We start from the raw sequence: 24254 nt of genomic DNA, 5'->3' as shown, positions 1-24254 counted from the left end.
CGAACCCGGCGGCGCCGGGCAACGCGCACGCCCACGCGCTAGTCAGTCGATCAAGCAGAGCAGATCGAGCGCGCGAATTTCGTCGGTCATGAAATCGACGAACACGCGAATGCGCGAGGGCAGATGCTGCCGGCTCAAGTAGCAGATGTAGTGCCCTCGGTCGTCGGGCACATGCCGCTTCAGTGCAATGACGAGCTCGTCGCGCGCGATGTGATCGCGTACTTGGTAACCGGGCATTTGAGCGATGCCTCGGCCATCCAGCACCGCTTTGAGCACGAGGTCGGCGTCGTTGAACGTCAATCTGGAGGTGGGCAGGTACTTGCGCATATGGCCGTCGACCTTGAACTCCCATTCGAAGATTCGGCCGCCGGAGAAGCGCAAATTGATGCACTCATGCCCGTCCAGTTCGTCGAGCGTGGCCGGCAGGCCGCGCGCTTCGACATAGGCGTGCGACGCGCATAGCATCATCTCCATCGGAATCAACTGTTTGGCGATGATGCTCGAATCTTCGATGCGCCCGTCGCGGAACGCCACATCGATCTGTTCGGAAACGAAATCGGTCTGACGATCGTCGAGCAGAAGATCGATCGAGATGTCGGGGTAGACCTGCATGAAGCGCTCGAGCAGCGGCGCCACGACTTTCCTGCCGAAACCCACGGGCGCGCTGATGCGCACGAGACCGCGCGGCGGCCCCTCGCGCAGGTCCAGCATGTCGTTCATGGCCTCGACGATATGCGAGACCCCTCGATGGCAGTTTTCGAAAAAGCGCTCGCCTTCGAGCGTCAAGTGCGTCGTTCTCGTCGTGCGCAGAAACAGACGCGTGCTCAGTTGCGTTTCGAGCTTTTGAACATTGCGGCAAACAGCCGACCGGCCAATCCCCAGCCGCTCGCCCGCCTTCGCGAAGCTCCCTTCAGTGGCGACCGCCATGAATGCGATGATGCCGGCGTAGCTGGTCGCGAAACCCGTAGACAAATCGACGGCGCGGGTAGGCAACTCGGCCCGCGCGCCGCTATGCGATACATCCGGTCGATCCATTGATGGCCCCCCAGCCATGGCAAAGTTCTGCGCGATGCGGTCCGGGGCGCCGGGATTGGGCTGTCGAGGCGTTCCGGCACGAAGCGTGCGCCGTCGGCTTCGAGTCTACGACACATCGAACTTGTACGAAATCGCAGCCCCCGTAAAACTGCACCCGATCCGTTACAAAGGCGTGTAAAGGCTGTCGATTCATGTCGCCCGGCGCCGATTCGATAGAAATCAGCTATAGCAGCCTCGATCTTCGAAGGATTCGGCAATTTTGGGGCTTTATCACACTGAATCACCTTTCGATTCGTAAGGCACCGAAGGTCATTTTCAAGGCCCGGATTGGTGCCCAAATGGAAACACCATGCGTCCGGATGAAGCGCTACCGCCTCCGGGGGTGCATCCGTATCATTGAGTCGGCGGCGCCCGTTAGTCTCGCCACGAAGCGAAGCGAACGGCCCACCGAGCGGTGAGCGGCCTTACCGGCCGCGACGCCGCATGCCAATGGATTGGCGAACGCGCACAAACACGCGCGTTGCCGTGCTCGAGACCGCACCATGGATGACAAAGAACTCGTTCCCCCTCCGCTTTCCCTGCTCGACAAGTATCGCGGCCGCGATTTTCAAGCGCTCTACACCACCACGGTTACCGTCTCCGGCGGCGAAACAGGGCATGGGCGGACATCGGGCATCGTGCGCTCGGACGACGGCAATCTGAACCTCGAGTTGCGCCTTCCCACGGAGTTTGGCGGCCCCGGCGACGGCACGAATCCCGAGCAGTTGTTCGCCGCCGGCTTTGCCGCCTGCTTTCATGGCGCATTGAACCTGCTGGTCAAACGCGCTTCGATGGACGCGCCCGGCATGGCGGTGCAAGTGCAGGTCTCGTTTGGGCGCGACCCCATGGACGGCGGGTACGCGCTGGTGATCGACCTGCGCGTCCAGATGCCCGGCATCGAGCGTAGCGCGGCCGAAGAACTCGTCCGCCACGCCGAACGCCTGTGTCCTTACGCGAAAATGGCGCGGCAAGGCACCGTCAATATCGTGACGGTGGTCGACTAATCCGATCGATCGGCCTGGCCGTGTGAACGGGCGACGCGGGCCTAGCCCGCGTCCCGCCATGCGCCAAGCAGGAGGTCAGTCTACAGGCCAAGCAACGCCTGATCGACGGCTTGCTGAGTCTTGATCGTTTGCGCATTCGCTTGATAGTCGCGTTGCGCCGTAATCAGATTGACGAGTTCCGAGGTCAAGTCGACGTTCGAATCCTCCGTCTCCCCGCCTTGCAGCACACCGTGATTCGGCGACCCGGGCGCATCGATCTGGGCTACGCCCGACTCGGTGGTTTGCGCGTACAGATTGTTGCCGAGATTCACGAGGCCGTTGGGGTTCGCGAACGTCGCCAGCGCGATCTGCCCGAGGGCGAGCGTCGCGCCGTTGGAGTAGGAACCGGTCAACACGCCATCGTCGCCCACGGTAATGGACGTGAGTTGCCCCGAACCGTAACCGTCGGGCTGCAGACTCAATACGGCATTCTTGCCCCCGTATTGCGTCGTACCCGTTAAATCGAGCGATAGCGCTTGCGTCGTGGCGCCGCCGTCCGCGCCGTTGGGAATCGTGAAAGCGAGCTTGCCGCTCGAGGTCAGCTGACCTGAATTGCCGAACGTGATCGCGCCGAGGTCGCCCGTCGCGCTGGGGCCGGCCGGCGTCGACGAAGCCCCCGATGCCGCATAGACTTCGTAGCTCCCGGTCGCGTTCTTGACGAAGTAGACAGTGACCGATTGATTGCCGCCTAGCGAATCGTAGACCGGGACTTGTTGGCTGTAGTTGAAGGTTGTCGGATCGGACGGGTTGAACGGCGAACCCGACGGGATAGCGGCTTGCGCATCGAGATTGAACGACGCCGCGATCGTCGACGTCGCCACTGGCGGAGCGTCGGCAGTGGAGATGCGAATCGGACCGGTTGTGCCGGTATTCATCGCACCGTTCGCCGAGGGCGTGTAGCCCATTAGCTGCTGGCCTTCCGCGTTTTCTATCGCACCGGTCTTGTCCAGATGAAAGACACCGTTTCTCGAATACACCAGCGCGCCGTTGTTCGACAGCTGAAAAAAGCCATTGCCGTTGATCGCAATGTCCAGCGGCCGCTCGCTTTTCGTGAAGGTGCCGTTAGCAAAATTCTGCTCGACCGTCGAAAGGTGCGTGCCGATACCGACTTGATTATTGACGGCAGAAACAATCGCATTCGCGTACATGTCGGCAAATTGCGCCGTCGAGCCTTTGAAACCTACCGTGTTCGCGTTCGCGATGTTGTTTCCGATCACGTCGAGATCCGTCGATGCGGCGTCCAGCCCGCTCAGTCCGGTTTGATAGCTCATAAGGGGTCCCTTTTCGCGAATGAATGGGCGGGTTGAAGATGCGTGTCGGATGACGAATTCAGCGGGCGGTCAAGCGCAGCGATACGCTGTTGACCGTAGGCGGTTTTGGAATGCGCGGCGTGCCCCCTCCGTCGACGGCGAAGCGCACTTCGATCCACGTCGACACGGGCAAGCGATGCTGGGCCAGATCGAACGTAAGCGTCCGCGGCATGTTGTCGCCGAAATAGCGAAGGTCGATCATGCCGATGTAGGCGCCGGACCGGCCGTCGTACAGGTACCCCGTGGCCTTGATGCCGTAGGTCGCCGCGCCCAAGGTCGTCACCGACACCGACAACGTGTCGATGATTCGCTCTCCGATCGACACCGGCGCCACGAAGCAGGGGCCCGGATAGTCGACACACCATTCACGGATGCAGACGAAGCATGAATCGAATCCGCCCCACTCAGCGGGGTCGTATTCGCTTGAAATGAGCGGCGAGATCGCCGCCGCGCGGTCGTCGCTACTCGGCGCCACCGGTGCGTCACCGGTTTCCGACGAGAAGAATTGAGCTGCTATTCGGTCCACGTTCACTTTCGATCTGCTGTTGTTTCAACGGCGCTTCATGCGCCATATCTCGGGGGCGATCGATCGGTTTCGGCAATCGAGCAATGCGTCTCGCGTTGCGACAGTGCAAAAACGATTGCGCGCATAGTGCGGGGAAAGCAGCCGCGTGTAATGGGCCGCTTAGCGACTCGTGCAATGGGCCACTTTTCGCGCTGTCACAACGGGCTAGGGCCGCGCGTCTGGAAGCACGCGATAAAGAAAATGCGATATCAGTGCGATGAACGATAGATGTGACGCGGTAGAAGAAGCGGCGCAACGACGGCGCGCCTGCTTGGTGTGGTCTTTGCCCTTGGGTGCGCCCAACGCCCAGACGGGGCTTCAGCGTTGGCTGTATGACGCATTGAGACGAGCGATCGTCGCCGGCCACGTTCCGGCAGACAGCGTGCTTCCGGGCACCCGGACGATGGCGCGGCAATACGGACTCGCCCGCGGCACTGTTGCAAGCGCCTATGAACAACTGCTGTCCGAAGGGTATTTGGTCGCACGCAAAGGCAGCGGCACGCGCGTGAGCAGCACCTTACCCGATCACAAGTACAGCGCAGGCAGCCTCGCACCGTCGCCGGCAGCGCCTTTGGAGAACGTTCCGGCCTTCGACCGGCGTGCCGCAAGGACACCCGAGGCCCCGTGGATCAAACGGCTGAGCGAAGCGGATTCGCCGTTCCCGCTGTTCGCCCCGAACGTGCTGCCACAGCCCTTTGCTCCCCATCGCGGCGACATCCGCTTGTTTCCCATCGATCTATGGCGGCGGCTTCACACGCGGCACTTGAGATCCTCCCGGCTGCTCACGCTCAACGAAACGAGCCCGGGCGGACTGCCGGCGCTGCGCTCGGCGATCGCCGCGCATTTGGCCTTGGTGCGCGGCGTTCACGTGCCGCCCGAGCAGATCGTGGTCGTGGGCAGCGTGCAACAGGCGCTCGATCTATGCCTTCGGCTATGGCTCGAGCCCGGCGATTCCGTTTGGATGGAAGACCCCGGCTACGTGGGCGCTCGCCAGATCCTGCATGCGAGCGGTGCGCGCGTGATCGATCTGCCCGTCGACGATGCCGGCCTGCTCGTCGAGGAAGGGATACGCCTAGCGCCGCAAGCCGCGCTTGCGTATGTGACGCCTTCGCGTCACGCGCCGCTCGGCGTCACGATGTCCGTGGCGCGTCGTAAGGCATTGCTCGATTGGGCCATCGGTCAGGACGCGATCATTTTCGAAGACGATTACGACAGCGAGTACGCGTTTCGCTCGGGGCCGCTGCCCGCGCTGCGCAGCCTGCCCGGCGCCGCATCGCATGTCGTATTGGCGGGCACGTTCAGTAAGCTGATGTTTCCCTCCCTGCGGCTCGCCTACGTCGTGCCGCCGCCTCGACTGGTCGAACCCTTCGTCCGGGGCGTCTCTATCACCGCACGCAGCGCCAACGGTTTGACGCAAGCCGTGCTTGCGGATTTTCTCGGCGAAGGCCATTTCGATCGATTCATCCGTCGCAGCAGGAAAATCTACGCCGCCCGCGCGCATGCGTTCGAGCATGCGGCCGGACGTCATTGGCGGGATCTCATCGACGTGTCGCCGCCTCACGCGGGGTTGGACGTCGTCGGCCGTCTATTGGCGCACGACGAACGCACCGCCGTGCGCAGATTGACGCGCGCGGGAATCGAATCCGCGCCGCTGGGCAAATACACGCAGCGGCACGGCCACCATGACGCTCTCGTGATGGGCTTCGCCCCGTTCAACGAAGAAGAAACCGAGCGCGCCGCACAGCGGGTCGCCACGGCGCTGCACAAGGAGGAGTGACTCGCTTTTGCTGCCGCGGACTTTCGATTGGTGCCGTAGCGGCAACACCGTGAGTGCGGCGGCATATCTACCGGTGAGCGCGGCGCGCGCCTACGATTCTTCTCGTGCGGCGCCTTGCCGCCAACGAACCACGGAGGATCACCATGAAGATCGTCGTCATCGGCGGCACCGGCCTGATCGGCTCGAAAACGGTCGCCATTCTTCGCAAAGCCGGCCACGATGTGCTGGCCGCGTCGCCGAAAAGCGGCATCGACACGCTGACGGGCGCGGGCCTCGGCGAAGCGCTGGCCGGCGCCAAGGTCGTGATCGATCTGACGAATTCGCCGTCCTTCGAGGACAACGCCGTGATGGAATTCTTCCAAACCTCGGGACGCAACCTGCTGGCCGCGGAAGCCGCCGCCGATGTCGGCCACCACGTCGCGCTCTCGATCGTCGGCACCGATCGCACGCCCGAGAACGGCTATTTCCGCGCAAAAGTCGCGCAGGAAAAACTGATCGAGGCCTCGGGCATCCCCTATACGATCGTGCGCTCGACGCAATTCTTCGAATTCCTCGGCGGAATCGCCGACGCCGGTATGCAAGACGGCGCGGTTCATCTTTCGCCGGGACTGTTTCAGCCGATCGCGTCCGACGATGTCGCCGCGGCCGTCGCAGACGCGGCGCAGGCCGCGCCCAAGAACGGCATCGTCGAAATCGCGGGGCCCGAACTCGCACCGTTCGACGAAATCGTGGCGCGCTACCTGGAAGCCGCGGGCGACAAGCGTCGCGTCGTGCGCGATCCGGCCGCGCGCTATTTCGGCGGGCTCGTCGAGGAGCGGTCGCTCGTCCCGCTGGGCGACGCACGCCTCGGCAAGATCGGCTTCGCCGAGTGGTTCAGTCGCTCGCGCGCCTGAGGTCGTCGCCCTCGGCGAGAGAACGGGCTGCGTGACGCACGTCACGCAGCATCGTTTCGATCTCGGCCGGCGGAACCGGCTTGCTGAAGTGATAGCCCTGCACTTCGTGACAATGGTTCTCGGTTAGGAAGTCGACTTGGGCCTGGGTTTCCACGCCCTCTGCGATCACATTCAGATTCAAGCGCTGCCCGAGCGAAATCACCGCGATCGCGATAGCTTTGTCGTCTTCGCCATCGGGCAATTCGCGCACGAACGACTTATCGATCTTGAGCCGATCGACGGGGAAATGCTTCAACGCGCTCAGGCTCGAATACCCCGTGCCGAAATCGTCGATCGACAGTCGTACGCCCATGTCCTGCAGTCGCTGCATGGTGACGATGGATCCTTCGACGTCGCGCATGATCAGGCTTTCGGTCAATTCGAGCTCGAGATATCTAGGCGCGAGGGCCGTGCGTGCAAGGACGTTCGCCACGCTGTGCACCCAATCCTTTTGCAGAAACTGGTGCGCCGATACGTTGACCGACACGGTGATCGGCGGCAGCCCTTGCGCTTGCCATCGGCGGTTCTGTGCGCAAGCCGTCTCCAGCACCCATTCCCCGATCTGAACGATCAAGCCCGTCTCTTCGGCGATCGGAATGAATTCGGCGGGCGAAACCATCCCCTCCGTCGGATGATCCCAGCGCAGCAGCGCTTCGACGCCGAAGACCGCGCCCGTACGCGCATCGACTTGCGGCTGATAGACCAACCGAAACTGCCCCTCTTCCAGCGCGACCCGCAACTGCTCACGACGGCGCAGCCGCTCGTGCACCTTGATGTTCATTTCGGCCGTATAGCGCTGATAGTTGTTGCGGCCGAGTTCCTTCGCACGGTACATCGCGGCGTCGGCATTCATTAAGAGCGTCGATGCGTCATCGCCGTCGTCGGGATAACGAGCAAGGCCCATGCTGCATGTCACCTTGTACGTCTGCCCGCCCAGTTGCACGGGTTCGGCGATGGCGTTGCGCAAGCGCTCGATCACCGTGCGCAAATCGTCGCCTTGCGGAGCATCGTCGAACAGCACGAGCACGAACTCGTCGCCTCCTAGGCGAACGACAGTGTCCGTCGCGCGCACGCACGTGCGCATGCGCGCGGCGATCGTCTTCAACAATTCGTCGCCGGCATGGTGGCCCAGGCTGTCGTTGATCAGCTTGAAGTTGTCGAGGTCGAGGAACGCGACCGACACGCCGCGTGCATAGCGCTGTGCGTGAAGCACCGCCTGGCTCAGGCGATCGGCGAGCAACGTCCGGTTCGGCAACCCCGTCAGCGCGTCGTGATTCGCCATGTGGCGAATGCTGTCTTCCGCTCGCGTACGCTCGATCGCGATGCCCGCGATGCGAATCGCCATCGCGACGGTTTGCGCGTCGACGGCATCGGGCGAGCACTCGGCGCGAGCGAAAATCGTCAGCGCGCCGAGCGCGCAGCCGTCGTGCGACAGGATCGGCATCGAGCGGCACGTGGGGAAATCCGTCATCTGCGCGGCGCGCATGAAATCGCCGTGACGGGGATGCGACGGCAGATTCGTCAGCGAAACGCTCTGATGCGTATGGATCGCAAGACCGCTCGGGCCGGCATCGGGGCCGATCGTCCAGCCGTTCGCCTGTTTGGCGAACGCGTCGGGCAGGCTCGGCGCCGCCCCCACCCGCAGGTGCACGCCGTCATCGTCGCGCAGGAGCACTGCGCACGCGCAGTCCGGAATCTGCGATTCGAGCAAGCGCATGAGCGAGCTGAGGACTTCGTCGAGCGGCGTGCTCGCCGCGATCATCTCGAGCACGCGGTTTTGCTCGGCACGCATGACTTCGGCGCGTTTGCGCGCGCTGATGTCGCGCACGATGGCGACCACGCCGTCGTCGACGCGTACGATCTGGCGATGCATCCAAGCGTGCGAGCCGTCGGCTCGCACCAGTCGCCATTCGCATTCGGCCATCTCGCCGGTATCGAATACGCGCGAAAACTCATCGGCCGCGGCGTCCGGCGCTTTCCCACTTTGATCGGGAAAGACGTCGCATGGCGCGCAACCGGCTAGCACGTCCCTCGGCTTACCCATCATCTCCAGCCCACGGCGGCTCACGTCACGCAAGACGAATGCGTGAGGATCGCCGCTGCGCGCCCCGGACGATGCGGCGCTCGGTGCAAGGTCGCTCTCGCGAGGCAGGCGCTCCCAGACGAAAAACGCGTCGAGACTGGCGCCGGATGCGGCGAAGTACGTTTGCTGCAATTGTCGCGCGCGTGCGCGGCTTTTCGACAGCTCCAGCGTCTTCAGGCTCAGAATGGCCGTCAATACGATGAGCAACGAACTGGCCGCCGTCGTTTCGCAGATGTAGACGAATCGATCGCGCCGATACGGCGCAAGCTGTTCGTTTTGAGAAAGGCCGACGATGACCGCGAGCGGAAAGACGTGCAATGCCCGCACGTTGGTGAATCGCCGCATGCCGTTGTCCCATGGCTGCGCGGCCAGGCGTTCGCTCGATCCCGACGCATCGAAGCCGCGCGGCATCACCGCGCCCCAAGAAACATCGTCGCCGGTCTGCTGCACGCGCATCGCTCCATCCGAGCCGAGCAGGGCGAGCAACCCGTGCTTTCCCATGCGCGGCGAATCGTAGCTGCTCGTGAAGTAAGCCGGATCGACCGCGAGCGTGACCACGCCCACGAACGCGCCCACCGGATCGGATAGCCGGCGGCTGAAGATGATCTCCGGGGCGTGCGCCCAATCGGGCTTGGTGCGGCTGACGAACAGCCGATCGCCCTGTTTTTGCGCCTGAAAATACGGTTCGTCGCCCACGTTGGCCGGCGGCATGGGACGCGTGCTCGAGATGACGTCGCCCCGATCGTTCATGATCGATATCCGGAACACGATCGCAGGCGGCAGCATGTCCTTGTTCTGCAGTTCCGCGAGCGCGACGTTTCCGCTGACCGCATAGGCGTATGCAACCGTCTTGAGCGTCTGGTCGATCGAGACGAGGCTGCGCACGACCTGAGCTTCGTAGGCATCGGCAAGCTCGCGGCTCGATTGGATCGCGGCGCGCGTGGCCGTGGCCTTCTCCAACGCAAGCACGTGAAAGACGGCCGCCCACGCAAGCGCCAGCAGCACGAATGCGAACAGCGGAAACCACAACCATGTATCCGCGAAACGCGAGCGGGCCGACGCCAAGCGCGCCTTCAGTCTCCGGGGCGCAACGGCCAGCGCGGCAAGGACGCGACGCCATCCGGCGACGGCCGCTTCGTTGATCGTGTCTCGCATCGCCGCCATGGTTTCAGTGCAACGACAAAACGGCTTTGACCGTCGCGTCGAGTTGGCTTTTGTCGATGTAGCCGATGGCGCTCGCGCCGCCCGTCCCGGCCGCGACGAGCCGTTTCACCGCCTCGGCGCCGCCCACCTCTCGCGGCGGCTGTCCAGCGCCCGTGAAAATCAGCTTCGACCAGTAAGCGCGCAGTTGCGCGGGCGACTTGCCGCAGACGACGCGATAGAACGTCGCTCTATTGGCCGCCTCATCGGCCAGGTCGATCGGCGTAACATGCGTGCCCCCGGGCAGTTCACTCACGCGGCCGAGATAGATGTCGGCCACTTCGTTTTCCGAGAGTGTCGTCACCGGGCTGTTGGCCGAGACGATCACGACGAGCTGCGCGTCGCACACCGACGCGCAAAGCCACAAGGCCGCGCCGACCAGCCCCGACCATAAAACGCGAATCGAATGCCTCATCGCGCCCCCTTAGAAAACGAAGTCGAGGGTTGCGGTGATCACGTCGGTTCCGCTGCCCAGCCTGAAGCCGGGTTGCTCGTTCACGAAAAGACCGGTCGATCCCTGCGGCGTCCATACGTGGTCGTATTGCACCTTCGCGTCGACATTCTTTGCGAAATCCCAGCGCACGCCGCCGGAGAGCGCGCGCTGCCCCGCATTCATATTGTCGGAGACCATCGGATGATCGAGCGAATGCTCGACCGCGTACGTCACATAGGGCGTGAACTTGCCCACGCGTACGCCCGCCGTCGCATAGCCCGCGAGATACCCGGGCGTCAGTCCGTCCACCGTCACGCGCGCCGCTTCGGCCTGCACGAACCAGCGCGCCATATCCAGGCTCGCGGCGGCGCTGTAGACGGCAACGGGCATTGCCGTCGCAAACGGTACGTCGGCGTGCGCGCGCAAATAGCCGAGGTGGGCCGTCAGCGCCCGATACTCGATCGTGTCGAAGATTCCGAATATCCCTCTGGCTTCCGTGCGGATCGGGCCCGGCGTGGCGTGGAAGGTGCTCGTTCCGTAGATCAGGTGCAACGTGTTCGAAACGGGCCCGAGATGCACGCGATACGAACCGTCGACGCCGTCGCTGTTCGTGATCGGCACGGTATCGTAAAACTCGGGCGGCACACGCACCCATGGGTTTGCATAGCCTACTTGCCGATAATCCGAGGTGAGAAACGTCGGCAACTCGATTCGGCCCACCCGCACGTTCAGGTCGGGCGTGAACGCATAGTTGACGTTGGCCCATTCGAGCGTGGGCGTGAAGCTGTTGTCGTAGTTGTTGTGTGAAACGACTTGAACGACGGCGGACAACTTGCTCGTGAACTTGGCCGTGAGCTGTACGCCGAGGCGCGAGTCGTCGGCGAAATCGACATGGCGGCTCGCACCCGCGCCATAGGGCTCGAACGCCGCGCCCGCGTAATCGGCCGTGCGAAGAGTCGAATAAGCCGCACCGAGCGTACCGAAACCGCTGAGCGTGAACATCGAGGCGAGCTCGCCTGCGTGCGCGCAGCTAACCGATGCGAGAGAGGCGAGGCAAACAACGGCGCCCAACGCCGCGATACGCGTTGGGCGAAACGAAAAGGGTCGGGACATTTACTGCAAGCTGCCGTATTGACTTCCCTTAATCACGGCAGTTTGCGGGTTTTCTTTAACCGCTTAAATCGGGGACGGGTACGCCATTGCGTTCCTGGCGCCCCGTCCCTCATTTACGAATCAAAGGGGTTGCAGATAGTTCGTGATTACCGATTGCGAATAGCCGCAAAGCCCGTTGATGTTGCTCACTTCGCTGGACGTGTTGACGGTCACGTTTCCGTAGTTGTCGGAGGAGCCCGCGAGGATCGGACCGAAATCGTCGCCGTAAATCGTGGCGGTCACGATCGCGTTCGACGGGTTGTAATTCCATACCTGCTGGTACGTGCCGTCCAATCCTAGCTGCGTCTGCTGCACGAAGAATTGCGTGTAGTACTGGGCCTTCGTGAAGGGTCCGGCCCACCCGCCCGTCGTCACGCCGAAGCCGTCGTCCGAGAAGAAGTTGTAGACGAGCGTCGTCGGCGGGAAATCATCATCGGATGACTGCATCCACCATTCGTTGAGCGTGACGTAATCGTCGACTTGTTGAGCGCCGTTGTACCACACCGAAAGATCGTCGTCGCGATCGGCGACGTATTGCGAGCAGTCCCCGCCGGGGCCCGTCACCGATGCGATCGTGCCGTCCCACCACTGCTTGCCCGGCGCGCGGTTCGGGTACGTGCGCGATTGGATTCCGTACAGCTGCGAGCTGATTTGGATCATCAGGTTCTGCGTGTAGCTCGCGACCATCTGCTGCGATAGCAGGGCCCAGTACTCGTCGCCCTTGACGATCGTCTGCGGCGTGTACGCGAGCATGCCGAGCTGCACGCTGCGCCCCGAGATCGGATCGGCGTACGGCGATTGCCACAAGGTTTGCAAAGCGTCGCCGCTCGCCTGCTGCAGCTCGTCGTGCATCTTCGTGACGTAGTCGATCGTGGCATTGGTCGCGTCGACGAGCATGTTCTGATACTGCTCGAGCGAGAACGTGCCGCCGCTGCTCTTGGTCGCATCCACGGCAACCTGCACTGCCGTCGATACGAGCGAAGCCAACACGCCGCCTACGCCCGGGATCGCGTTGAGGCAGGCCTGCACGGCGCCGAACAAGCAGTCGACGAGAATCTGCATCGTCGGATCTTCGATCGGCGCTGCGGTGAAATCGACGAAGACGCCCGTCGTGAGCCCTGAAGCCACGCCCTCGCAGTCCTGCAGCGCCTCATACGTTCGATGCAGCACCGCGACCACCGTATTCACGTTGTCCGTGCTCGCGTCGGGGAGCGGGCCGAGGTCGTACTCGGGAATTCCGACCAAGCCGCGGTTCGTGGTCCATTCCCAAGTGGGCCAGCCTGCTGCGTAACCGAGGTTCTGCGCCACGCGCATGGTGGCGTTGGCCCACACTGCAGGGTCCATTAGATTGATCAACTTGGCCGTCTGCTGCAGCGAGAAGAACAACTGCGCGTTCGGGGCGTCGTAAAACGCGAGCGTCGGGTAGCTAGACGTGAACGCTAGCGCCGACGCATTGACGCCGTCGCTCACGTAAGTCGGAATCGCGAGCTGATAGGCGCCTCCTGCTTGGCCTGTCGCCCAACGCATGATTGCCTGGCCGCTCGCTTGCGGATTGTTGGGATCGTATCCGGGCAAATCGGCAATCGGAATCTGGATCACGCTCAGCCCCGGATGGGCGACAAAACACATGACACCCCACGTGCCGTTGCCGACTTCCCAAGTCGGAATGGCGCCCGCGAAACCTTGCGCTTGCGCCCATCGCATGACGGTATACACGGCGTACTGTCCCATCGGCGCCGAGGCATTGGACGGCGCATACGGAGCAAGCGCGCTTGTGCTGACATCCTGCCATTGCACCAGTTGCGTAGCTTGCGGGGGCGGCGGGATTTCCTTGAAGGCGGAACGAAGGACTTTCGATACGGCGGTCACGATAGGTCTCCTACGCGAAACGTCGATGAAAATGGCCGCCGCAATGCTTCACGGCGACCTGTGGGCGCGCCAGGCGGCGCGAAATCGCGTTTTTTTGTGCACTAACGTAGCATTGACGTCATTCGATTGACGCAAATGCGCAGTATTGCGCCAGCCTATGGAAGAAACACCGCGGACATTGCCCGCATGGCTGAAGCGTCGATACGCCTTTGATTGCCGGCATTGAATCAGGTCTTTATGCGAAATGCAATCGCCTGATGAATGGAACGATGCTGTTCCTATCCCTGCTCCCCGACCGCGTGAAATAACTCCTCTTCCTGCGCGCAATGCAAACGCACGATCGCTTCCAGGCCGTACAGCAAGCGCTGCACTTCTTGCAGCCGATGCGCGTCGGGTCCATCGGACGGCAGGTTCGCCGTCATCTGCTTGAGCAACCGCGTCATGCGGAAAATTTCCCGATGGGCGCCGCTCATCGCCGCGAGGGGATCCTCACCGCCGAGCAGCGGGGCTAGCCGCGGATAGATGTCGGTGTCGTCGCTGCGCTCATGGGCGATCAAATCCCGATCCAGCGAATCGCTCAACGCGCAGAGCGCGGTTGCCACCGCGGCGCCGGACAAATCGGGAAGGCTGTCCGCCAGACGCCTGATTTGTTCGAGCACGGGACCAAGGGCCGCATGCTCGGCTTTCAATCGCTCGACATCGACGTACGCCCATTTGCCGGCCGGCTCGCTCGCCCCCGTCCGCGCGATCGAGATTCGCGCGGCGCGCAACGCGTTGACGATGACGATCACGTCGATCGCTTCCTGAAGCATGGCCCCCGCGATGGGCGGCAAGAAGCCGAACGCAGCGACGAGCATCGCCACGATGGAAAGCGTCATGCCCGCGACCACGCTCTGCACCGCGATGCCGCGCGCATGCCTCGCGATGCGGATGGCCTCCACGAGGCGATCGAGGCGGTCGACCAGCAGCACGACATCGGCGGCTTCCGACGAAGCCGCCGCGCCATGGGCCCCCATCGCTACCCCGACGTCGGCTGCGGCCAGCGCGGGCGCGTCGTTGATCCCGTCGCCCACCATGATGACCACGCCTTCTTTTCGCGCGGCTTCGATCGCGCGGAGTTTGTCCTCGGGCGTCTGTTCGGCCCTCACTTGCGTGACGCCGAGCAGCGCGCCGAGCGTCTGTGCGACATCGCGTCGATCGCCTGTCAGCATCACGAGTCGCTCGATCCCGGCGCGCTTGAGCAGCCGCAACGCGCGCGGCGTTTCGAGCCGCATCTGATCGGCCATTCGAATCGCGCCGACCATGACGCCGTCCACCCCGACGAACACGGCCGCCCCCTCTTCGTAGGCCATGTCGCGCAAAACGCGCTCGCTCCAAGGCCCGGCGGCTGCGCGTGCCGCCACGTAGGCAAATGCACCGATCGTCACCGCTTGGCCGTCTACCTGGCCCGTCAGCCCCGCTCCTGGGGTTTCCTCGACCCCATTGGGCGGCAGCAGCTCGACATTGCGTTCGCGCGCCGCGATCGTCAGCGCTTCCGATATCACGTGCCCGGACGCTTGCGCGAGCGAGGCGGCCCATCGCAGGACGGCGCGCGCGTCGGTCTCGGGGCCGCAGTCGATCGAGACGAGCCGCGCCCGCCCGCCCGTGAGCGTGCCCGTTTTGTCGAAGAACAAGATGGAAGCTTGAGCAAGCCGCTCGAGCGCGCCGCCGCCTTTGACGAGCACGCCTCGTTTCGCGCAGCGCGACATGCCCGACACGATCGCGACCGGCACCGCGAGAATCAGCGGACAGGGCGTGGCCACGACGAGGACGGCCAGCGCACGCGACAGACTTCCGGTCGCCAGCCAGCCCCCGCCGGCGAGAGCGAGGGAAACCAGAACGAAGAAGCCCGCATAGCGATCGGCAAGCCGGGCCGCTGGGCTGCGCTCGCGCTGCGCGCTTTGGACCATGCGGACGATGCCGGCCAACGTGCTTTCGTGGGCGGCCGCGGCGGCGATCATTTCGAACGGCGCGCCCGCGTTCACGACGCCGCTGCACGCGGCTTCGCCCGCCAGCCGTCGCCGAATCGCCGCTTCGCCCGTCAGCATCGATTCGTCCAATTCGGCGACGCCCGTGAGCGCCCCATCGACCGGCACGAACTCGCCGCCGCGCACGAGCAGCCGGTCTCCCGGCCGCACGGCATCGAGCGCGACGGTGCGCCATTCGCCGGCTTCGAAGCGGTTGGCCGAACGCGGCGCCCGGCTGAGCAATGCGGTCATCTCGCGCTTCGCGCGCGTGCGCGCATACGCCTCGAGCGCTCGCCCGCTCGCCACCATCAATGCGATGACCGCGGCGGCGAGCGTTTCGCCAAGCGCCACGGCGAGACCGATTGCAAGCCAAGCAAGAATGTCGACGCCCGACTCGCGTCGCATCAGCGATCGCGCGATCGACAGCGTCAACGCAGCCAATATCGGCAATGCGCCAATGAGCCAGACGGCATGCGCGAGCGCTCCCCTGCCGACGGCCGCGCACGCCGCGCCGGCGGCGAGCGTCAGCGCGGAAACGATCAGCAGGGCGAAATCGGCGGAAAGCGAAAAGGTGGGCATGGCATCCGTGCGACGAGAACCGCCCCGCTCGATGCTGGGCGTGTCTTCGAGTGACCCGCTTCGATCGTACGGTTCGACGCTTTCGGCAGGCTTGATCTGTCGCAAAATCGAAGCTTGATATCCGTCAAATGGCTCGCCCCCGCCGGCCGACACAATGCTCATACACGTGACAGCCCGTACCCCGCGAGGAGCACATCATGAACGCCCCGGCTTCCAGCCGCCCCAATCCGACGCTGCCCGCAAAGGTTCTCATCGCAGTCGATCCGTCCGCCGCATCGCAACATGCCGCCGCCTATGCGCGCAACCTGATCGCGCCCGGCGGTGAAGTGCGGCTGGTGAGCATCGCAGAGAACCCACGCACGCTCGTTCCGATGGGCACGATCGTGAGCGCGACGCTCGACGCCGCACGCGACGAACTCTCACGCGACGCACGGCGTGCGCTGGATACGGCGCGCGACGTGTTCACCGGATGCGACGTGCGCGTGGACACGGAGGAAATCGATCTTTCGCAGCACGGCGGCGATATCGTGCATGCGCTCATCGATGCCGCTCAAGCGTGGCAGGCCGACATGATCGTCGTCGGCGCCCGTCAGCACCACGGCCTCGCGCGATGGATCGAGGGCGCCGTATCGGGGCCGCTCGCGCGATTGTCGCACTGCCCGATTCTCATCGTGCCCGCAGCCTATGCCGTCCAGGCCGATCGCTTGCCCGAGCGGATTCTCTTCGCTGTCGACGGCAGCCGTCATGCCGAAGAAGCGTTGCAGTACGGTACGCGACTCGCGACCGAGGACACATCGCTGCTGGCCGTCTATGTAGTCGATCGCGCGGTGCGCTTGACCGACTTCGTGCCGATCGACGTGCTCGAAGATGCTTTCGTCGAGGAGGGAGAGCGTGCGCTCGCGGCAGCGAAGCCGTTGCTCGCCGCCGCGTCGAGCCATACGAGCACGCACCTGGCCGAAACGGAGCGTACGGGCGACGACATTGCGCACGCGATCGTGCGCGAAGCAGGCGCCTGCCAAGCGGAACTCATCGTGATGGGCACGCATGGGCGCCGCGGCGTCGCGCGCTGGATGCTCGGCAGCGTCGCTGAACGCGTCGCTCGCCTCACGCGCGTCCCGCTCTTGCTCGTGCACGCGAGCGAAGGGTAAACGCTCGAGGCCAGGCGATAACCGCCATGAATTCTTAGAGTTTGGGCATTTAACCAACATGAGGCACGCTTTAATCGACGGGTCATAAATTCTTAACGTCGAAGTCAACGCGCGCCGTCACACTCCGCCGCCATTCTCATGACGACGGAGTGTCCCGCATGTCCGCACCACGCAGCGCCCTGCTACTGCGCCTCGCCGCCCTTTCGACGGTTGCCGCCCTCACCGCCTGCGGAGGCGGCAACGACTCGACGACGACGAGCGCGATTCCCGCACCGCCGGCCGATCAGGGCTTCGTCGATAGCGCCGCCATCCCGGACGTGCCGGCCTTCGTCGACAACATCGCCACCAATCAGCGCGGCGATGCCCGCTACGCTACGTTGTCCACCAATGCAGGCGTGCGCCTCGCCGCGCGTTTTCTCGATCTATGGCAGCCGTTGACGATGCTAGTCGACGCGGGCGTGTCCGCGCCGGCGAACGGTTCGTTCCCGGCCGTCGCGACCTCCACGTGGACCGGCCTGCCCAACGACGGCACCCCCGGCGGCGCGATCTTGAACAGCGCGGTGCTGTCCGCCAACATCCAATATGTCGTCAACGCGACGACGGCACGCACGCAAGCGCAAGCCGACGCCGCCTACTACGACGACCGGCGCGGCAAGGGCTACAGCGTGACCGACGGCATGGGCCCGCTCACGAGCGCCTGGCGCACCGCGGCCCAGCAGACGACGAGCATCACCTCGATTCCCGCCGACGCCACCACGGTGCTCTACAACGACTCGGGCAACAACACGGGCGTGGGCAGTGCGACCAATGCGAATTTCGGCCAGGTAGTGGACCTGCTCAATGCGATGGGGGCGAACGCATCGACGGAGCCGACCAAACGCTTTTACAAGTACGCGCGGCCATTTCGCTGGAGCGCGAGTGTCGTGGTCGATCCGACGCTCGTCCCGGCGATCAGCCCGACGCCTGTCACCGACGGCGGCTTTCTCAGCGGCCACGAAGCCGAAGCCATGCGCGATGCGATCACCATGGCGTATGTCGTGCCCGAGCGCTATCAGGAATTGGTGAGCCGAGGCCTCGAACTCGGAGAAAACCGCATCTTCGCGGGCATGCACTCCCCGCTCGACGTCATCGGCGGCCGCATGTTCGCGCTGGCGGCCGCGGCCGCGAACCTGAACGATCCGGCCAACGCGACGCTCAAGAGCGCGGCTTATACGCAAGCGCACAGCACGCTGATGCAATTGACCGGCACGAGCGCGGCGACGTTTTCCGCCTTCGCGCACTCGGGCACGACCGCAACGGATCGCTTCGCCGACTACGCGACGAACAAATCGGAATTCGCCCGCCGCATGACATTCGGGTTCGCTCAGATCGAATCGACCAACGCGCCGCCGGTCGTACCGAAGGGCGCCGAGGTACTGCTCGAGACACGCTTTCCCTACTTGAGCGCCGCGCAGCGCCGCGTGGTGTTGAAGACGACGGAAATCGCTTCGGGGTATCCGGTCATGGACGATGCGGAAGGTTGGGGGCGGCTGAACCTATTCGCCGCCGCCGACGGCTACGGCGCCTTCAACGGCGATGTAAAAGTCTCGATGGATGCCACCCAAGGCGGCTTCAACGCGGCCGACACCTGGCGCAACGATATCGCCGGATCGGGCAAGCTCACGCTGCAAGGCAGCGGCACGCTCACGCTGGCGGGCAACAACAGCTACACCGGCGGCACGCAAGTGAGCGGCGGCGTGCTCGCGGCCGCGTCCAACTCGGCCTTCGGCAAGGGCGACGTGTACGTGGGCTCGGGCGCCGGCGTGCAGGTGACGGCCAGCGCACCGGTGACGATCGCGGGCGCGTACACGCAAACGAGCAACGGCTCGCTGGAACTGGACATCGACGGCAACGGCGGCGGGCGGTTGAAGGTGGGCGGCCCGCTCACCATCGCGGGCGGCGCGCTGCACGTGAAGTTCGTCAACGGCTATGCGCCGAAGGCCGGCGATACGATCTCGCTGATCGACGGCGCCGCCGCTGCGGCAAAGTTCTCGACCGTCACCGTGGACGGCTTCGGCGCAACGCCGCTGTATAGCGCGACGGGTGTCTCCGTGAAGCTCGCCGCGCGCTAAGCTGCCAAGCGGTCAAGCGGACAACTTGAACTCGCCAACTGCCTGCGCGAGCTTCGCCGCTTGCTCGCGCAGCATCTGCGCGGCCGCCGCCGATTCCTCGACGAGCGCCGCGTTTTGCTGCGTCGTGTTGTCGAGTTGCGCCAACGCCTGGTTCACTTGGCCGAGCCCCAAGCTTTGCTCGTTCGCCGCAACCGTAATCTCGGAGATCACGTTCGTGATGCCGCGCACGCCTTCGACGATTTCATCCATGGTCGCGCCGGCCGTCTGCACCAGCGTCGAGCCGCTTTCGATCCGCTCGACCGATGAATTGATGAGTTGCTTGATTTCCTTGGCCGCCTGCGCGCTGCGTTGCGCCAGCGCGCGCACTTCGCCGGCCACGACCGCGAAGCCGCGTCCGTGCTCGCTGGCCCGCGCGGCTTCCACGGCCGCGTTGAGCGCGAGGATGTTGGTCTGGAACGCGATGCCGTCGATGACGCCGATGATGTTCGCGATCTCGGTCGACGCTTTCGTGATGGCGTCCATCGTCGACACGACATCGCCCACCACTTGTCCGCCGCGCGTCGCGACGCTCGACGCCGATTCCGCCAGCTGGCTCACCTGCGTGGCCGCATCCGCGGAATTGCGCGCCGTGCCGGAGATCTCTTCGAGCGCGGCAGCCGTCCTCTGCAAGTTCGACGCCGCCAATTCCGTGCGGCTCGACAAATCCTGATTGCCTTGCGCGATCTCGGCGCTGGCCACGTTGACCGATTCGCTGAAATCGCGAATGTGACGCAGAATCACGCTGATCTTTTCGGCGAACAAATTGAACGCGTGCGCGATTTGCGACGCTTCGTCGTTCCCGTTGACAGGCAGCCGCCGCGCGAGGTCGCCGCTGCCGCTGGCCACGTCGGTCAGCGCGTCGCGCACCAGCAGCACGCGGCGGAAGGCGGCGTTCGTCAGCGTACCGACGAGCGCCGCTGCGATCAATGCGACCAAGACAATGGCGACGAGCGTGGTCGTCGCCACGGCGCGCATGCCGGCTGTGACGTCCGCTTTGTCCAACGCGAGGACGAGGCTCCAGTCCGTGCCGCCGATCGGCTGCGCGCGCAGCAGCTTGGTCGCGCCGTCGATCCGAACCGCCACCGACGCGGAGGCGCCTTGCATCGCCTTGAGGGCATCGGGCGTCAACTCGGGCGCCATGTCCGTGGCCGGCTTCATGATGAGATCGGTCTTCGCGCTCGCAATGACTTCGCCCTTCTCGTCGACGAGAAAGGCGAAGCTCGCGGGCGTGGGGTGCACGGACGTCACGATCTCGCTGACGCTTTGCATGAACAGGCTCGCGGCCATGACGGCCTTGACGCCGCCGTCGCGCACGATCGGCACCGCGAATGCGAACGCCGGCTTGCCCGATGACGCATCGCGATAGAGTCCGGTGACGACGATATGGCCGGCGGCGACCGCCTGTTTGTACCACGGGCGAGCCGTCGGGTCGTAGCCCGGCGCGAGCGGCACGTTGGAGAAGGCCGTCTTGTCCGGCAGCCCGAGCGTCATGATTTCGAAGCCGCCCGACTTGGCCAGCAGCTTGAGCGCCGGCAAAGGATCGCCTTGGCCCACGTCGATCGTATCCGCGAGCGCTTGCGTTTCGCGCGTGCGGCTCTCGATCCATCCATCGATGGCCAGCGCGTGGCCCGTCAAAATCGATTTGAAGTTTTGATCGATGGTCTCGTCGTTGTGGATTTTCACGACGTAGTAGATGAGGCCGCCCGTCACCGCCAGGGCGGTAACGACAATTGCCACGCAAGTCGCGAGGATTCGACCGCGGATGGTTCCAAGCATCATGCCGTTCTTCTCCAAAAGTCACAAATATGACGAGTACAAAAGCGATTTCGCCTTTCGGAGATAACGACAATGTGCAATGCAAACTTGAGCGGCTAGGCGGCGAATTAGCCAGCTTTTTTAGCCTTAGCGATGGCCGTGCTACGGATTTCCTTAATCGTCGTTAAGGAAATCCTTAATTCCATTCAGCAAATCCGTGATCGCATGAACCGGGAACGGACGTTGCTTTACTGACGCGTCGCCACGAACTGCCGAGAGTCGATATGTCGAGCACCACGCCGATCGCCGAAGGGCTTCCGTTTCCGCTCGGCGCAAGCTGGGACGGTGCGGGCGTGAACTTCGCACTGTTTTCCGCCAACGCAACCAAAGTCGAATTGTGCTTGTTCGACGAAAGCGGGCAGCATGAACGCGAGCGCATCGAACTGCCCGAATTCACCGACGAGGTATGGCACGTCTACGTGCCCGGCCTCAAGCCGGGCGCCGTCTACGGATACCGCGTGCACGGCCCCTATGAGCCCGAAACCGGTCATCGCTTCAATCCGAACAAACTGCTGCTCGATCCTTATGCAAAGGCGCATGTCGGCGCTTTGAAATGGGACTCGGCGGTTTTCGGCTACACGATCGGAGCCGAGGGCGACGATCTGACGTTCGACGAGCGCGATAGCGCGCCGTTCGTGCCGAAATGCGTCGTGGTCGACCAAACCTACTCCTGGACCCACCCCAAGGGCGTGCGCGTGCCCTGGGACCGCGCCGTGATCTACGAATTGCACGTGCGCGGCTATACGAAGCGGCGCCCCGATCTTCCCGCATCGTTGCGCGGCACGTTCGAAGGGCTCGCGCAAAAGCCGATCGTCGATTACATCAAACAGCTCGGCGTCACGACCATCGAATTGATGCCGATTCACTCATTCGTCAACGATAGTTATTTGCTCGACAAAGGGCTGACGAACTACTGGGGATACAACACGATCGGTTTTTTCGCGGCCGATCCGCGATTCTTCGCGCGGGGCGCGGGGGCGATCGCCGAATTCAAGGAAATGGTCGACCGCTATCACGACGCCGGCCTCGAAGTGATCTTGGATGTGGTGTACAACCACACGGCGGAAGGCAACGAGCGCGGCCCGACGCTATCGCTGCGCGGCATCGACAACGCGTCGTATTACCGGCTGCTGCCCGAGCAGCAGCGCTATTACATCAACGACACCGGTACCGGCAACACGCTGAACCTCTCTCATCCTCGCGTGCTTCAGATGGTGACCGACAGCTTGCGCTATTGGGTGGGCGAGATGAACGTCGACGGCTTTCGCTTCGACCTCGCGACCATTCTCGCGCGCGAGCCCTACGGTTTCGACGAAGGCGGCGGTTTCCTGCACAGCTGCCGGCAAGACCCGGTCCTCTCGAGCGTGAAGCTCATCGCGGAGCCGTGGGATTGCGGCCCCGGCGGCTATCAGGTCGGCGGCTTCCCGCCAGGGTGGGCCGAGTGGAACGACCGGTTCCGCGACACCGTGCGCGCATTCTGGAAAGGCGACGACGGCGTGGCCGCCGAACTCGCGAGCCGGCTCACCGGTTCCGGCGACAAGTTCGATCGCCGCGGCAGGCGGCCATGGGCCAGCGTGAACTTCGTGACCGCGCACGACGGCTTCACGTTGAACGATCTCGTGTCGTACAACGACAAACACAACGAAGCCAACGGTGAAGACAACAACGACGGCCACACCGACAACAAATCGTGGAACTGCGGGGTCGAAGGGCCGACCGACGATCCCGACGTCCGTACGCTGCGCGAGCGCCAGAAGCGCAACCTGTTGGCGACCCTGCTCTTCTCGCAAGGCACGCCCATGATCGTCGCCGGCGACGAGTTCGGCCGCACGCAGCGCGGCAACAACAACGCCTATTGTCAGGACAACGAAATAAGCTGGGTCGACTGGGAGGGGATGGACGACGATGGCCGAGCGCTGACCGATTTCGTCGTGAAGTTGACGACGCTGCGCCATACGCTGCCCGTCCTGCGACGCAATCGTTTTTTGACGGGGCGTTTCGACGAGCGTCAGCAGCTTAGCGAAGTACGCTGGATGAGCCCCGCCGGCACCGAATTGACCGACGAGCAATGGCAAGATCCGTCGATGCGGTGTTTCGGCGTCGTGCTCGACGGACGGGCGCAAGCGAGCGGTATTCGCCGGCCCGCATCCGATGCGACGCTGCTCATCGTGCTGAACGCGCATCACGACGTCGTCGAATTCAAGCTGCCCGATATCCCCGGCAGCGATCAGTGGAGCTGCCTCATCGATACGAACGTGCCCGTGCGGGACGAACTGCCCGAATTCGAATCGGGCGACGTCTATCAAGTCACGGGCCGTTCGCTGCTGCTGTTCGCGCTGCATGCGAAAGGTCAGACGCAGCGGATTTTCATGAGCCTTGAAAAGAAGCTCACCGAGGATGCCGAGCCCAAGTAATGCGGGCGGGCGGTGGCGGCCCCTCGCGCGTGGAGCGCGGCGGCCGCGTTGTCGCATGGGCGACGGCCCTCAGTGATAAAGCAATGCGATCAAGATGATGATGGGAATCGGTACACCGAGCAAATAGAGCAGGATCGAGCGCATAGGTCCTCCTGGTTCGGTTGCGAAATCGGATCGAGGATCGAACGACGACGTCGATCCTCCCGTCAAAGCGTGCTGCCTCGCGTAGTCGGGCTCGTCAAACGTCGCGCAGGCGTCCGCCGAAAACCGCCATGAAGCTTGCCGCGAACGCCCCCATCAATAGCGAAACGAACAGCCACAGCGAGGCGGATGCGCTCGCGTGCCGCGCGTGATCGGCGGCCACTTTAGCCTCGTCTCGCATGGCGGCCGCCTTCTGCTGAAGTTGCGTATAGGTCGCACTGACGCGCGCCTGCGCGACCTGCGGTGGGACGCCTGTGTAGCGTGCGACGAGACTCGCGACGTAATCCGTATCGGCGCTCGAGAGCGCGTCGCCCGTTGCGAGGCTGTTCAGGAAGATACGCGTCACCTCGGCCTTCGGCGGCGTACCGGCGCCCGCGCCTGCCGGCGCGCTCATGGCGGCGCCGGGCTCGGTCGCCGCCGTCGCGGCGACCGCGGGCGTCGCGACCGGGCTGACGACGGCGCCGCTGGCCGTGTTCGCCGTCTCATTCGGGGCCGACGCGGCG

Annotated in this window: 15 protein-coding genes and 1 pseudogene; 6 read left to right on the top strand and 10 right to left on the bottom strand. The window is 64.0% G+C overall.

Translation table 11 applies throughout. The annotated features are described in order from the left end of the window. Positions 1-42: 42 nt before the first annotated feature. Positions 43-1035 carry a LysR substrate-binding domain-containing protein gene (locus ACTHNR_RS20635; protein ID WP_440549518.1) on the bottom strand — a complete coding sequence of 331 codons (993 nt, stop codon included), beginning with the start codon at positions 1033-1035 and terminating at the stop codon, positions 43-45. Positions 1036-1577: 542 nt separating this feature from the next. Between ACTHNR_RS20635 and ACTHNR_RS20630 the strand changes: the two genes are divergently transcribed. Continuing rightward, positions 1578-2078 carry an Ohr family peroxiredoxin gene (locus tag ACTHNR_RS20630; protein WP_440549517.1) on the top strand — a complete coding sequence of 167 codons (501 nt, stop codon included), beginning with the start codon at positions 1578-1580 and terminating at the stop codon, positions 2076-2078. Positions 2079-2158: 80 nt separating this feature from the next. Here the strand turns inward: ACTHNR_RS20630 and flgE are convergent, their stop codons facing one another. Together flgE and ACTHNR_RS20620 are read right to left on the bottom strand one after the other, a co-directional pair. Beyond that, positions 2159-3388, bottom strand: coding sequence for a flagellar hook protein FlgE (gene flgE / locus ACTHNR_RS20625; RefSeq protein ID WP_440549516.1), 1230 nt, complete (start codon positions 3386-3388; stop codon positions 2159-2161). Positions 3389-3446: 58 nt separating this feature from the next. Then, positions 3447-3953: a hypothetical protein gene (locus ACTHNR_RS20620; protein ID WP_440549515.1), complete on the bottom strand. Its 507-nt coding sequence runs from the start codon at positions 3951-3953 to the stop codon at positions 3447-3449. Positions 3954-4209: 256 nt separating this feature from the next. On the opposite strand from ACTHNR_RS20620, the gene pdxR reads away from it, so the two are divergent. Both pdxR and ACTHNR_RS20610 read left to right on the top strand, forming a co-directional pair. Next, positions 4210-5769 (top strand): MocR-like pyridoxine biosynthesis transcription factor PdxR, encoded by a 1560-nt coding sequence (gene pdxR / locus ACTHNR_RS20615; RefSeq protein WP_440549514.1) that lies wholly within the window; start codon positions 4210-4212, stop codon positions 5767-5769. 143 nt (positions 5770-5912) lie between these two features. Then, positions 5913-6662, top strand: a complete 750-nt coding sequence (locus tag ACTHNR_RS20610) for an SDR family oxidoreductase (protein WP_440549513.1) — start codon at positions 5913-5915, stop codon at positions 6660-6662. Here ACTHNR_RS20610 and ACTHNR_RS20605 read toward each other — a convergent pair. The 5 genes from ACTHNR_RS20605 to ACTHNR_RS20585 all read right to left on the bottom strand — a co-directional run bounded on the left by ACTHNR_RS20605 (position 6643) and on the right by ACTHNR_RS20585 (position 16023). Then, positions 6643-9939 (bottom strand): EAL domain-containing protein, encoded by a 3297-nt coding sequence (locus ACTHNR_RS20605; protein WP_440549512.1) that lies wholly within the window; start codon positions 9937-9939, stop codon positions 6643-6645. The two genes, ACTHNR_RS20610 and ACTHNR_RS20605, sit on opposite strands and share 20 nt — an antisense overlap. Before the next feature lie 13 nt (positions 9940-9952). Beyond that, positions 9953-10399, bottom strand: a complete 447-nt coding sequence (locus tag ACTHNR_RS20600; protein WP_440549511.1) for a phosphate ABC transporter substrate-binding protein — start codon at positions 10397-10399, stop codon at positions 9953-9955. A 9-nt stretch (positions 10400-10408) separates the two neighbouring features. Then, the gene (locus ACTHNR_RS20595) at positions 10409-11419 is read right to left on the bottom strand and encodes a hypothetical protein (RefSeq protein WP_440549510.1); all 1011 of its coding nucleotides are present in this window, start codon (positions 11417-11419) and stop codon (positions 10409-10411) included. A gap of 231 nt (positions 11420-11650) precedes the next feature. Beyond that, entirely contained in the window at positions 11651-13438 is a 1788-nt protein-coding gene (locus tag ACTHNR_RS20590; RefSeq protein ID WP_440549509.1) for a hypothetical protein, read from the bottom strand. Between the two features lie 278 nt (positions 13439-13716). Next, positions 13717-16023: a heavy metal translocating P-type ATPase gene (locus tag ACTHNR_RS20585; protein WP_440549508.1), complete on the bottom strand. Its 2307-nt coding sequence runs from the start codon at positions 16021-16023 to the stop codon at positions 13717-13719. Between the two features lie 197 nt (positions 16024-16220). On the opposite strand from ACTHNR_RS20585, the gene ACTHNR_RS20580 reads away from it, so the two are divergent. Together ACTHNR_RS20580 and ACTHNR_RS20575 are read left to right on the top strand one after the other, a co-directional pair. After that, positions 16221-17171: a universal stress protein gene (locus ACTHNR_RS20580; RefSeq protein WP_440549507.1), complete on the top strand. Its 951-nt coding sequence runs from the start codon at positions 16221-16223 to the stop codon at positions 17169-17171. Between the two features lie 158 nt (positions 17172-17329). Beyond that, positions 17330-19282 carry a phosphatase PAP2 family protein gene (locus ACTHNR_RS20575; RefSeq protein ID WP_440549506.1) on the top strand — a complete coding sequence of 651 codons (1953 nt, stop codon included), beginning with the start codon at positions 17330-17332 and terminating at the stop codon, positions 19280-19282. 12 nt (positions 19283-19294) lie between these two features. Here ACTHNR_RS20575 and ACTHNR_RS20570 read toward each other — a convergent pair whose 3' ends face one another. Next, positions 19295-21097: a methyl-accepting chemotaxis protein gene (locus tag ACTHNR_RS20570; protein WP_440549599.1), complete on the bottom strand. Its 1803-nt coding sequence runs from the start codon at positions 21095-21097 to the stop codon at positions 19295-19297. Between the two features lie 263 nt (positions 21098-21360). Between ACTHNR_RS20570 and glgX the strand changes: the two genes are divergently transcribed. Further along, on the top strand, positions 21361-23550 hold the full coding sequence (gene glgX / locus ACTHNR_RS20565; RefSeq protein ID WP_440549505.1) for a glycogen debranching protein GlgX: 2190 nt from the start codon (positions 21361-21363) through the stop codon (positions 23548-23550). A 238-nt stretch (positions 23551-23788) separates the two neighbouring features. Here the strand turns inward: glgX and ACTHNR_RS20560 are convergent. Next, a pseudogene (locus tag ACTHNR_RS20560) lies at positions 23789-24254 on the bottom strand (hypothetical protein); the annotation flags it as partial.

Origin of the sequence: Trinickia sp., assembly GCF_051954495.1 — a bacterium.
Taxonomy (GTDB): domain Bacteria; phylum Pseudomonadota; class Gammaproteobacteria; order Burkholderiales; family Burkholderiaceae; genus Trinickia.
The sequence above is the reverse complement of the archived record's forward strand: the minus strand, read 5'-3'. Positions and strand labels throughout refer to the sequence as shown.